This is a genomic window from Paraburkholderia sp. J41, assembly GCF_905220235.1.
Lineage (GTDB): Bacteria > Pseudomonadota > Gammaproteobacteria > Burkholderiales > Burkholderiaceae > Paraburkholderia.
Map to the genome: position 1 here is coordinate 149,174 of NZ_CAJMZE010000005.1, position 12,676 is coordinate 161,849.

At 63.8% G+C, this 12,676-nt stretch carries 9 protein-coding genes; 8 read left to right on the forward strand and 1 reads right to left on the reverse strand.

Annotated features, from left to right (window positions below; genetic code table 11):
- Positions 1-462: 462 nt before the first annotated feature.
- Positions 463-1,650, forward strand: a complete 1,188-nt coding sequence (locus U5805_RS07200) for a transposase (RefSeq protein ID WP_322102763.1) — start codon at positions 463-465, stop codon at positions 1,648-1,650.
- A gap of 68 nt (positions 1,651-1,718) precedes the next feature.
- On the opposite strand, the gene U5805_RS07205 is transcribed toward U5805_RS07200, so the two are convergent.
- Positions 1,719-3,239 carry a mannose-1-phosphate guanylyltransferase/mannose-6-phosphate isomerase gene (locus U5805_RS07205; RefSeq protein ID WP_322102764.1) on the reverse strand — a complete coding sequence of 507 codons (1,521 nt, stop codon included), beginning with the start codon at positions 3,237-3,239 and terminating at the stop codon, positions 1,719-1,721.
- A gap of 493 nt (positions 3,240-3,732) precedes the next feature.
- Here U5805_RS07205 and U5805_RS07210 point away from each other — a divergent pair, with 493 nt between their 5' ends.
- The 7 genes from U5805_RS07210 to U5805_RS07240 are packed head-to-tail and all read left to right on the forward strand — an operon-like array spanning position 3,733 to position 12,675.
- Entirely contained in the window at positions 3,733-5,112 is a 1,380-nt protein-coding gene (locus U5805_RS07210) for an undecaprenyl-phosphate glucose phosphotransferase (protein WP_322102765.1), read from the forward strand.
- Positions 5,113-5,172: 60 nt separating this feature from the next.
- Entirely contained in the window at positions 5,173-6,585 is a 1,413-nt protein-coding gene (locus U5805_RS07215; RefSeq protein ID WP_322102766.1) for a UDP-glucose/GDP-mannose dehydrogenase family protein, read from the forward strand.
- Between the two features lie 37 nt (positions 6,586-6,622).
- A complete protein-coding gene (locus U5805_RS07220) occupies positions 6,623-7,072 on the forward strand; it encodes a low molecular weight phosphotyrosine protein phosphatase (RefSeq protein ID WP_322102767.1) in 450 nt (149 codons plus the stop codon).
- On the forward strand, positions 7,069-8,244 hold the full coding sequence (locus U5805_RS07225) for a polysaccharide biosynthesis/export family protein (protein ID WP_322102768.1): 1,176 nt from the start codon (positions 7,069-7,071) through the stop codon (positions 8,242-8,244). The genes U5805_RS07220 and U5805_RS07225 overlap by 4 nt, the downstream gene beginning before the upstream one ends.
- A 58-nt stretch (positions 8,245-8,302) precedes the next feature.
- Positions 8,303-10,534: a polysaccharide biosynthesis tyrosine autokinase gene (locus U5805_RS07230; protein ID WP_322102769.1), complete on the forward strand. Its 2,232-nt coding sequence runs from the start codon at positions 8,303-8,305 to the stop codon at positions 10,532-10,534.
- 21 nt (positions 10,535-10,555) lie between these two features.
- The gene (locus U5805_RS07235) at positions 10,556-11,491 is read left to right on the forward strand and encodes a glycosyltransferase family 2 protein (protein ID WP_322102770.1); all 936 of its coding nucleotides are present in this window, start codon (positions 10,556-10,558) and stop codon (positions 11,489-11,491) included.
- A 38-nt stretch (positions 11,492-11,529) separates the two neighbouring features.
- Complete coding sequence (locus tag U5805_RS07240) at positions 11,530-12,675, forward strand: glycosyltransferase family 4 protein (protein WP_322102771.1); 1,146 nt, start codon at positions 11,530-11,532, stop codon at positions 12,673-12,675.
- Position 12,676: the final 1 nt, after the last annotated feature.

Here is a 12,676-nt window from a genome sequence, read left to right on the forward strand (position 1 = left end):
AGCAGGTGCAACCTATCGAATTGACGCTTGACTCATGAACGGGTTTCGCTTCAACTGGTACTATTCGTATGAACTTGCGTGGCGGCGCAAGTCAGATTGACCGATGGCATGAATGGAGTGGTTACGAGGTCGCGGCGGAAGAAAAGCCCTTATCTACAGGGCTTTTACGCAATAATCGCGCCGTTTCAAGGTCAAGAGTGTTTCTAACCGTAACACTTATTACGGCCCTCCTCATCGGCTGGTTTCAGGTGGTATGCTTCCTGCACAATTTCTCCCTGCACGAGTGAGACCACGTTTATTGCGTCATTAGCGGGAATGCGCGCACTGCTCAAGTGCAGCCGGTAACGCAAATGAACACTTCATATAAGCATATGGTGCAACCGAGCAAGCCAACGCGGGCAGCAAGATCCGCGAGCGAATGCTCAGTCACAGCAGCCCCGGTCCGGCTGCGTGGAGAACAGCATGAACTTCGTAGAACTGAGCGACGACGAGTGGATGCAGGTGTCCTCGCTCGTATCCGATGAACCGCCAATCAGGCTAAACCGCCGCGGTCGCCCTCGTGCCGAACCGCGCGTCGTGGCGAATGCCGTGCTGTGGATTCTGACGACCGGCGAATCGTGGTCGCGTCTGCCCGCGCGCTATCCGTCCGGGCCAACGTGCCGCCGTCGTTTCGAGGAATGGCACATGAACGGCACACTGATCGAACTCGTGACGCTGCTCTCGCAGGGCGGGCGTCAGTTCGTCTATGTGCCCGAGCCGGCGCAGCCCGTGGTGCAAGCCGTTGCCGTGGCGCTGGAAGAGGTCGCGGAAGACGACGGCCAGCCGGCCGTCTACTGGAAGAGTCCCGAAGCGTGGCAAGCGCCCACGGCCGTTGCCTCGCTCGCCGAGATGCCGCTCGCGGGTCCGATCGAAAGTATGATGCGTCAGCTTGCCGGCGGCGAAGCGTCGGCGCCCGCCGTTGCCAAGCCCGCCGCTGCGGCTTCGGCTTCGGCGCACGCGTCGCGCGTGGCCGATGCGGCGCACGCGTCGCGCGTGGCCGATGCGGCACACGCGTCGCGCTTGAGCAAGCCGGCTTCGCGCGCCATGCCGCGCGAGGAGCGCATGGTGCCGCCCAATAGCGAACTGTCGCCGGGCGGCGCGACGCAAGTCACGGAATGGCGCGGCTTCGTGCTGAATCTCACGGTTCAGCCCGTGCGCAACCGCATGTTTCGCGCGGCGGTCGAGATCGTCAACGAGGAAGGTAAGCGCATGGAGCGCTCGGGCCTGATCGGGCCGCCGTTCCAGGACCGTGACGACGCGCGCGACTATGCTTTCAACTGGGCGCGCGAATGGATCGACCGCGAATGCCAGGCTGCGCCCGCTGCGAATGCGTCGCCGGCGTTGGCGCATGCCGTTCAGCAAACCGTTTCGCGCACGCAGCAGCACAATGGCGGCACGGCGCGCAACGACGGGTCGAATGCGATGGCGTCGCCCGTCGTTACGCGCACCGTGCCCACGCCCGCCAACATGCGTCTTGCGCCGATGCAACGCTACACCGCCACCGGCGCGTTGCTGGCGAGCGAAAGCCGCGACGCCAATGCCGCGTCTCCCGCCTCGGGTACTGCGGAACGCTACCCGTTCGGCGCGCGTTCGCGCCCGCATCCGGGCTAACGCGACCTCGTTTGTCTTGCGGTGGCCGCGCGCACGATGCGCGCAGCCGGCCTCTCTCAACGCTTCGATCACTGTCTGCCGTACTGGTCTTCCAGGCGCACGATGTCGTCTTCGCCGAGATACGAACCCGATTGCACCTCGATGATTTCGAGCGGCATCTTGCCCGGATTTTCCAGTCGATGCGCCACGCCGAGCGGGATATACGCTGATTCGTTCTCCGAAACGATAAAGCGTTCTTCGCCGCGCGTGACGAGCGCCGTGCCGCGCACGACGACCCAGTGTTCGGCGCGATGATGATGCATTTGCAGCGAAAGCCGCGCGCCCGGTTCCACGACGATGCGCTTCACCTGGAAACGCTCGCCGCTGTCCACGCTGTCGTAGTAGCCCCATGGGCGATGCACGAGCCGATGCGCGACGGCTTCCGTGCCGCGTTGCGCCTTGATGCGTTGGACGACCTTCTTCACGTCCTGCGCGCGCGAACGATCGGCCACGAGCACCGCATCGGCCGTTTCCACGACGACGAGGTTTTCCGTGCCCAGGCAGGCGACAAGGCGGCCGTCCGAATGGGCGAACGTATCGCTCGCGCCTTCGAACATCACGCGGCCTTGCGCGACATTTCCTTCGTCGTCCTTATCGGCGACCTGCCACACGGTGTCCCAGGAACCGAGATCGGTCCAGCCGGCCGACAACGGCACGACCACGCCGCTCGCCACGCTCGGGTCGCTCGATAGCGGTTCCATCACCGCGTAGTCGATGGAGTTGGACGGCGCGTTCGCGAACGCTTCGCGATCGACGCGGAAGAAGTCGCCGTCGTGCGTGCCCTGTTCGGTTGCCGCGGCACAGGCCGCATGAATGGCGGGCTGAAAGTGGCGAATCGCCTTGAGCCACGTCGACGCGCGCACGATGAAAATACCGCTGTTCCACCAATAGCGCTGCGAGGCAATGTACTGCTGCGCCAGTTCGAAATAGGGCTTTTCGACGAAACCGTTGAGACGCCGCGCGCCGTCCGGTTCCGTGCTCGCGAGCGGCTCGCCAACGTGAATGTAGCCGTAACCCACTTCGGGGCGCGTGGGCACGATGCCCATCGTCACGATCTGGCCATTGGCCGCGTGCCGCACGCCTTCGGCCACGGCGTTCTGAAATGCTTCGAGGTCGGCGAGCGCGTGGTCGGCGGGCATCACGACCAGAATGCCGTCGTCCTGCTCGGCCGCGACCGACATGGCCGCTATCGTGAGCGCAGGCGCCGTGTCGCGGCCCATCGGCTCGAGAATCAGGCGCGCGCGCTTGCCCGCGGCGCGAACCTGCTCCGCGGTGGTGAAACGATGTTCTTCGTTGCAAACGATCAGCAACTGCTCGGAGAGCGTGACGCGTTCGGCGAGCGCGTCGAGCCGTCCGGCGGTATTGGCCAGCAGCGACTGCTCGCCCACCAGGTTGATCATTTGCTTCGGATATTGCTCGCGCGACAATGGCCACAGCCGCGAGCCCGCGCCGCCCGCAAGCACGACAGGGCATACCTGCAACGTGCTGCGCGTTTCGGCTCGCGTCCGCGATGCTTGCGCCGACGCCGTTGCGGAACTCGTATCCGTCATCTCGTTCTCCTGAAAGGGTATCGGTGCTGCGATTTGTAGCATGCTTAAAATCGTCATAAATCGCGACGTAAAAAAGAAAACCGAAAATATTCGAATTAAATTGAATTCGTGGCGAGACGGCCACCAAATGCGAATAAAAAATCGAAGAAAAATTCATGGAAAGATCGCATTCGCTGCGGGGCGAACGCTGAAATACGCGGGAAACATGGGAAAAATGTTCCGGAATCCGGCGTCGCCACATCGGGAAATTGGCGCTTTCTCGGCAAACGTTGCCGAAAAAATAGGGAAATAAACACCCCGAAAGACGGGAAACATTTGGAGATACTTTTGAGCCTTGCCGCGCGAATTTTTATCGCGCTTTATTAGGGTTTATTCGGATCTGAATTAGCGGCACGATGCATCGGGCCGCGGCATTCCAATGCCATCAAAAGCGAAACGGCCATGGCGCGCAGCGCGTGGCCGCGATTCATTCTTTTAACCCGAGGTGCCGGACATGCTCAGCGTTCTAGCCAGAATCTTCGACGTTGCCGCCATTGCCGCTGGTGCGCTGCTCGCGGCTGCCTTGCACCATGGGCGGCCGGTGCCACTCACCGACGCTGAGAGCGTCGCGCTCGCGTTCAACTGCCTGCTCGCGATCTGGATGTTCCCCGCGTTCGGCATTTATCAATCGTGGCGCGGCAAATCGCTCTACGTGTTGTCCGCGCGGGTGTGCGTGGCATGGCTCGCGGTGGAGAGCACCGGCATTCTGCTGAGCTTCAGCGTTCACCGCGCCGACGCGCTCTCGCGCTTGTGGCTCGCGTACTGGGTGGTCGCTTCGGTTGCGTTCCTGATCGTCTCCAAGGGCATCGTACACATGGTGCTGCGTGGCATTCGGCGGGAAGGCTACAACCAGAAGGGCGTGGCCGTGGTGGGCGGCCCGCGTTACAACCGTTTCCTGATCGAGCAGATGCGCAGCCGTCCCGAAGCGGGCTTTCATCCCGCGCTCGTGTTCGATGAAGACAGCGACGGCGATGGCGCGGCGCAACTGGACGGCGTGCCCGTCGAGCGCAATCTGCCCGCAATGCTGGAATTCGTGCGCGAGCACGACGTGCGCGAATTGTGGCTTGCGTTGCCGATCACGAAGGAGCGCACGATTCATCGCATCGTCATGGCGTTGCGCAACGACTTCGTGAACATCCGCTTTATCCCCGACGTGCGCAGCCTGTCGTTTTTCAATCAGCCCGTGGTCGACTTGCTCGGCGTGCCGGCGATCAATCTCGCGGCTTCGCCGGTCACCGAATTGCACGTATTGCCCAAGCGCATATTCGATTTCGTGTTCGCGGGCGCCGTGTTGATCGCGCTCGCGCCGTTGCTCGCGGTGATCGCGCTCGCCATCAAGCTGACTTCGCGCGGCCCCGTGTTTTTCAAGCAGCGCCGCAAAGGCCTGGACGGCAACGAGTTCGAAATCTACAAGTTCCGCTCGATGAAGGTGCATGCGGAAGCGGCAGGCCAGATCACGCAGGCGCGCCGCAACGATCCGCGCATTACGCGCGTGGGCGCGTTCCTGCGCCGCACGAGTCTCGACGAGTTGCCGCAGTTCATCAACGTGCTCAAGGGCGAGATGTCGGTGGTCGGGCCGCGTCCGCACGCCATCGCTCACGACGACATCTACAAGGATCTCGTGCGCGGCTACATGGCGCGCTATCGCATCAAGCCGGGCATTACGGGTTGGGCGCAAGTCAACGGCTATCGCGGCGAAACCGATCGCGTGGAAAAGATGCGCGACCGCGTGCGCTTCGACCTGCACTACATGCAGCACTGGAGCTTCGCGCTGGATTTGCGCATCGTCGCGATGACGATGTGGAAGGGCTTCGCGGGCCAGAACGCATATTGACGCGAAGCCGCGCGCGACGCTTCGCACCAACGCAAGCAACCAATCACTTTTGAGGTGGGCATGAATCTGACGATCATTGGCAGCGGTTATGTGGGTCTCGTGACGGGCGCGTGTCTCGCCGACATCGGCAACGACGTGTTTTGCCTCGACGTCGATGCGCGCAAGATCGAGCTGCTCAATCAAGGCGTCGTGCCGATTCACGAGCCGGGCCTGCAAGAGATCATCGAGCGCAACCGTCGCGCGCGCCGTTTGACGTTTTCCACCGATGTGGAAGCCGCGGTCGCGCACGGCGACGTGCAGTTCATCGCCGTGGGCACGCCGCCCGACGAGGACGGTTCCGCCGATCTGCAATACGTGCTGGCGGCCGCGCGCAATATCGGCCGCTTCATGAACGGCTTCAAGGTTGTCGTCGACAAGTCGACGGTGCCGGTGGGCACGGCGTCGCTCGTGCAGGACGCGATTGCGTCCGAGTTGCGAAAGCGCGGCGAAAACCCCATGTTTTCGGTGGTGTCGAACCCGGAGTTCCTCAAGGAAGGCGCGGCCGTGGACGATTTCGCGCGGCCCGACCGCATCGTGATCGGCTGCAACGACGACGTGCCCGGCGAGCGCGCGAAAGAGGTGATGAAGCGCCTCTACGCGCCGTTCAACCGCAATCACGAGCGCACGCTCTACATGGACGTGCATTCGGCCGAATTCACCAAGTACGCGGCCAACGCCATGCTCGCCACGCGCATTTCGTTCATGAACGAGCTGGCGAATCTCGCGGACCGCGTAGGCGCCGACATCGAAGCGGTGCGACGCGGTATTGGTTCCGACCCGCGTATCGGCTACGACTTTCTCTATGCGGGCTGCGGCTACGGCGGCTCGTGCTTCCCGAAGGACGTCAAGGCATTGATGCGGACTGCTGAGGATTTTGGCGAGCCGCTGCAAATCCTGCGCGCCGTGGATGCCGTGAACGAAACGCAGAAGCAGGTGCTGGCGGACAAGATCGTCACGCGTTTCGGCTCCGATCTCACGGGCCGCACCTTCGGCGTCTGGGGGCTCGCGTTCAAGCCGAATACCGACGACATGCGCGAGGCGCCGAGCCGCGCATTGATTGCCGAACTGCTCTCGCGCGGCGCGCATGTGAAGGCTTACGATCCCGTCGCGACCGAAGAGGCAAAGCGCGTGATCGCGCTCGATCTCGCGGACGTGCCCGAGCAGCAGGCGCGTCTTGCCTTCGTACACGACGCGATGGAAGCGGCCAGCGGCGCCGACGCGGCCGTCGTGGTGACGGAATGGAAGGTGTTCAAGGCGCCCGACTTCGACGCGCTCAAGTCGCAGCTCAAGATGCCGATCGTGTTCGACGGACGCAATCTGTACGACCCGCTCGCGCTTCAGGAACTCGGCATCGAATATCACGCCGTGGGCCGCGCGAGCGCCACCATCGACGGCCGCGCGCGCAGGGAAGCCCCAACGCGGGCGCTGGTCTGAGCGCGCGCCAATCGCGGTTTTCCTGGGAGTCCGAATCATGATCAAGGACGTGCTGATTGTCTGCCGCGCCAATGTCTGCCGGTCGCCGGCGGCGGAGCAGCTATTTCGCGCGCGCCTTCAGGAGCACGCGGCATCGGGCAATGGATCGTTTCACTCGGCGGGCCTGCGCGCGCGCGATGGCGAAGACATGGACCCCGTGATGCAACGCTTGCTCGAGGAACGCGGCGTGCAGGTGGGCGGGCACCGCTCGCGCCGGCTCACGAGCCGCCTCGTGCGCGCCGCGGATCTCGTGCTCGTCACGGAGCGTAGACAGGTGCCCGAGGTCGAGCGTATCGAGCCGACCGCGCGCGGCAAGGTCTACGCGCTCGGGAACTGGGAGAACTCGGACGTGATCGACCCGCATGGCCTCGACGAGGACATGTATCGAGAGAGTCTTGAGTTGATGGATCGACTGGTAAAGGGATGGCTGAGCCGAATATGCCAATGAACAAACTGAAACTGACGGCCGTGGTCGCCTTGAGCGCCTTCGTTTCCGCGTGCGCCACGGCGCCCGGCAACTATCTCGACACTTCCAGCCTCAAGGAGGAGCCGAGCAACCAGCCGCAGCAGCAATACAACGTGCATCTGATCGACGCGCAACTCGTGATGCAGCAGGCACAGGCGGCCGCGGCCGCGCAGAGGCAGGACCTGCCGCCGTCGAAGTACGCGAGCGCGGCCAACTACGTCTATCACATCGCGCCCCAGGACATTCTGGGCGTGACGGTGTACGACCACCCCGAGCTTTCGACGCCGCAGGGCTCGACGTTCTCGACGGGCGGCAACACCACGCAAACGGTCGGCCAGGCGCTCACGCAGCCCTATACGAGCGCGCTGCCGGGCCAGGCCGATCCGTATGGCCAGACGGTTGCCGCCGACGGCACGATTTACTTTCCGTTCGTGGGCCGTATTCGCGCGGCCGGCAAAACGCCGGGTCAATTGCGCGATCAACTCGCGGCGGGCCTCGGCCCGTACGTGAAAAATCCGCAGGTGGACGTGCGCATTCTTGCGTATCGCAGCCAAAAGATTCAGGTGACGGGCGACGTAAAGACGCCGGGACCGCTCGCGATGAGCGACGTGCCGCTCACGCTCGTGGACGCCATCACGCGTTCGGGCGGCACGACCGATAACGCCGACATCAATCGCGTGCGCCTCACGCGCAACGGCAAGCTGTACGTGCTCGACGCGAACCGCATGCTCGACTCCGGCGACGCGACGCAAAACGTCATGCTGCAAGACGGCGACATCATCAACGTGCCCGACCGTTCGGACAGCAGGGTGTTCGTGATGGGCGAAGTGAAGACGCCGATGCAGACCGGCCTCATTCGCGGCAAGCTCACGATCGCCGATGCGCTCACGCAAGCGGGCGGCATTCTGGATACGGATGCGAACCCGCGTCAAATCTTCGTGATGCGCGGCATGAAGGACAACCCCACGCAGCCCGATATTTATCGCCTCGACATGACCAAGCCCGACGCGATCATGCTTTCGTCGCAATTCCAGCTACAGCCGCTGGATGTGGTGTACGTGGGCACGGCCGCATCGACGACCTTCAACCGCGTGTTGCAGCAGGTGCTGCCGACCATCCAGACCGTCTTCTATCTGAAGCAGATCACGCGCTGAACGAGCGTTTCCGGCATTCGGCGAAGACGACGGAGCAACACCTAGAAAGGATCGAAACGTGAGCACACAAGCGAACAGTTACGCGGCCACGGCCGGCCGCACCGAGGAAGAGGACGTCGTTCTCGGCCAGTTGCTGCGCGTCATCATCGACGACATCGTCTGGTTGATCGCGATCGCGGCGGCGGTCATCGCCATGGCCGTGTTCTACTGCTATGTCGCGAAACCGACCTACACGGCCGACACGCAAGTGCGTGTGGAACCTTCCGACTATACGTCGCAGGCGCTCACGCAAACGCAATCGGGCGCGAACATCAACAACGGGTCGTCGGCCGGAAGCTTGCCCACCGACGCCGAAATCCAGATGATCAAGAGCCGCAGCGTGGTGGAGCCGGTTGTTAAGGAGTTCAAACTGAACTTCTCGGTGGCGCCGGTCACGCTGCCGGTGCTGGGCAGCCTGGCGGCGCGGCTCGCGACGCCGGGCACGCCATCGCGCCCGTGGCTCGGTCTTTCCAGCTATGCGTGGGGCGGCGAAGTCGTCAACGTCGATTCGGTCGAAGTCACGCCCGCGCTCGAAGGCAGGAAGCTCACGCTGACGGCGCTCGACAACAATCGCTACGTGATTTCGGGCCCCGACGGCGGGCGCTTGCTCGAAGGCGCGGTCGGCCAAACGGCGCAAGGCGGCGGTGTTTCGATACTCGTGAGCCAACTCACGGCGCGCCCGGGCACGCGCTTCACGGTCGTGCGCATGAACGACCTCGACGCGATCAGCGCGTTCCAGAACGCCATTCAGGTGCAGGAGCAGGGCAAGCAAACCGGCATCATCGACATCTCGCTCGAAGACACCGACCCCACGCGTGCGGCGATGGTGGCGAACGCCGTGGCGCAGTCGTATTTGCGCGAACACGTGGCAACGAAGCAGGCCGACGCGAGCAAGATGCTCGACTTCTTGCGCAGCGAACAGCCGCGCCTGAAGTCCGACCTCGAAAACGCGGAAGCCGCGCTCACGGCATACCAAAGCAAGTCCGGCTCGATCAATGCCAGCGACGAAGCGAAGATTTATCTGGACGGCAGCGTGCAGTACGAGCAGCAGATTTCGGCGCTGCAATTGCAGATCGCTTCGTTGCAGCAGCGCTTTGGGGACCAGCATCCGGTGCTGATCGCTGCGCGCCAGCAGCTTGCGCAATTGCAAAGCGAACGCGCGAAGTACGACACGAAGTTCCGCAATTTGCCCGCGACCGAAGTGAAGGCCGTGCAGCTTCAGCGCGACGCGAAAGTGGCCGAGGACATTTACGTGCTGCTGCTCAATCGTATTCAGGAGCTTTCGGTTCAGCGCGTGGGTACGGGCGGCAACGTGCATATCGTCGATCCCGCGCTGCGCCCCGGCAAGCCCTCGAAGCCGAAGAAGCTGCTGATCGTGTCGGCCGCTTCGCTGCTCGGTCTGATTCTGGGCACGGGTTTCGTGTTGATGCGCCGTAACATGTTCAAGGGCATTGTCGATCCCGACCAGATCGAGCGCTCGTTCCAGCTTCCCGTGTTTGGCCTCGTGCCGCTCTCGCAAGAGCAAACGTTGCTCGAAAAGCGCGGCCCGGTGCGCGGCGGCGCGCGCACGCGCGACGTGCTTGCCAACGCGCGGCCGAAGGACCTCACGGTGGAAAGCCTGCGCAGCCTGCGCACGTCGCTGCAATTCAGCGTGATGGACGCGCGCAATCGTGTCGTTGTCCTTACGGGTTCGGTTCCCGGCGTCGGCAAGAGTTTTCTCACGGCGAATCTCGCGGTCTTGCTTGCCACCTCGGGCAAGCGCGTGTTGATGATCGACGGCGATATGCGTCGCGGCGCGCTGGAGCGTTATCTCGGCGGGCCGCAGGAAAACGGCTTTTCCGAACTGCTTTCGGGGCAAATCTCACTGGACGAGGCGATTCGCGCCACCGAAGTGGACAACCTGCACTTCATCTCGTGCGGCCGCCGTCCGCCCAACCCCTCCGAGCTGTTGATGTCGCCGCGGCTCGCTCAGTACCTCGAAGGCTTGTCGGCGCGCTACGACGTGCTGCTCATCGACACGCCGCCCGTGCTGGCCGTGACGGATGCCGCGATCATCGGCGGCCATGCCGGATCGACGTTCCTCGTGCTGCGCTCGGGCATGCACTCCGAAGGCGAGATCGCCGACACCATGAAGCGCTTGCGTAACGCGGGCGTGCGCGTGCAGGGCGGCATTTTCAACGGCGTGCCGGTGCGGGCGCGCGGCAGTTACGGCTACGGCTATTCCGCGGTTCAGGAATACCTGAGCACTTGACGCAGCGAAGGGGAGCGAAAGATGAGAGTGACCGTGCTCGTGCCGACGTATCGGCGTCCTGAAGATTTGTCGCGCTGTCTTTCTGCGTTGCTGCGCCAGGAGCGTGCGCCGCAGGAGATCGTGGTGGTCGCGCGCGCCGACGACGAAGCGACGCATGCGTGCCTCGCCGATCACGTCACGCCGCGCGTGCTCAACGTCAAGGTGGCCATCGTCGACGAACCCGGCCAGGTGGCCGCGCTCAATCGCGGCATCGACGCCGCTACGGGCGACGTCATCTCGATCACCGACGACGACGCCGCGCCGCGCGCCGACTGGGTGGCGCGCATTGCGGCTGCTTTCGAAGCCGACCCGCAGCTTGGCGCACTGGGCGGGCGCGATTGGGTGCATGAAGACGGACGCGTGCTAGACGGCGAGCGCGCACTCGTCGGCAAGCTGCAACCCTCGGGCCGTATCATCGGCAATCACCATCTTGGCGTTGGCGGCGCGCGCGAAGTGGACCTGCTCAAAGGCGCGAACATGAGCTACCGGCGTGAGGCGATTGGCGACTTGCGTTTCGACCGGCGTTTGCGCGGCTCCGGCGCGCAAACGCACAATGACATGGCGTTCAGCATGAGCGTGAAGCGTGCGGGCTGGAAGCTGCTTTACGACCCGCTCGTGGCCGTCGATCATTTTCCCGCGCCGCGTCCCGGCGAAGATCCGCGCAATGCCCAAACGCTGGCTTCAATTCGCAACGCGGCGTTCAACCTGCATCTGATCTTGCTGGGCCATCTTTCTCCGCTGCACCGCCAGGTGGCGTGGTGGTGGTATGCGCTGGTCGGCACGCGCGTGTATCCGGGCGTGGTGCATACCGCGTTGAGCGCATTGCGCGGCGGTTCGGCGGGCGCGGCGTTCGCACGTTGGCGCGCCGTGCGCGGCGGCGCGCGTGAAGCGCGCCGCGCCATGACCGCGTTGGCGTGACCGCTTGCGTTGGCCCACGATTACACGGAGGACCCCGAATGAGCAGTACGTATGTCCACGTCCATCTGTTTTACGGCGCCGACCCGCGCCGTTATCGCAAGGGCGAAAATATCGGCAGCCTGTACGGCTATCACCACGCGGAATCCGCGGAATTCGCCCTCGATTTCGCGAAGGATTCGCGCGAGATCGCGCCGGTGCGTTTCGCGCGGCGCGCGCTGAAAGCGGCGCTCGGTTTCGACCTGATTCATGCGTGGCGCAATCGCCGCGCTATTTTGGACTCCGATGTAATCTGGACGCATACGGAGCAGGAGCATCTGGCCGTTGCGCTCGTTTTGCTGATGCTGGCGAAGAAGGGCGGTCGGCGCCCGCTGCTGCTTGCGCAAAGCGTATGGCTGCTCGATCGCTGGCAGGGCTACGGCAGCGTGCGGCGCGCGTTGTATCGGCGTTTGCTGGCGCGTGCCGATCTGCTCACGACGCTTGCCAGCGAGAATGCCGCGCTGTGCCGTGAATATTTCGGCCGCGAGGCGCGCCATGTGTTCTACGGTCTCAATACGAACGACTTTCCGTTGTGCCCGCCTTCGCACTGGAAGCCGAATGCGCCGGTGCGCGTGGCGGCCATCGGCAACGATCGCGACCGCGACTGGAGCACGCTCGTGAGCGCGCTGGGCAACGACGCGCGCTACCAGGTGCGGATCGCCACACGTCGGCACATGCCGGCGTCGACGCGCGCGGCGAATGTGGAGATCGTGCGCGTATCGGGCATTCAGCAACAACATGCGCTTTACGATTGGGCCGATATCGTCGTCGTGCCGCTGCGCCCCAACTCGCACGCTTCGGGCATCACCGTGATGCTGGAAGCGGCTGCGCTCGGCAAGCCGATGATCGCGACAAAAGTGGGCGCGCTCGAAGATTACTTCGACGAAAAAGCCGCGAGCTATGTCGAACCATTCAACCCGCAACAGCTGCGCGAGGCTGTGGATGCGCTCGTGGCCGATCCGGCGCGTGCGCTCGAACAGGCGCGCGAGGCATGCGAACAACTGCGCACGCGCGATCTGACGACAGAGCACTTCGCGCGGCAGCATGCCCAGCTCACGCGCGAAATGCTGCACGAGCGCGATGCGCGCCTGGATACCGCGACGGCGAGCGCGCCGCGCGAGCCCGGCGTGGCCGCGCGCGGGATGTGAT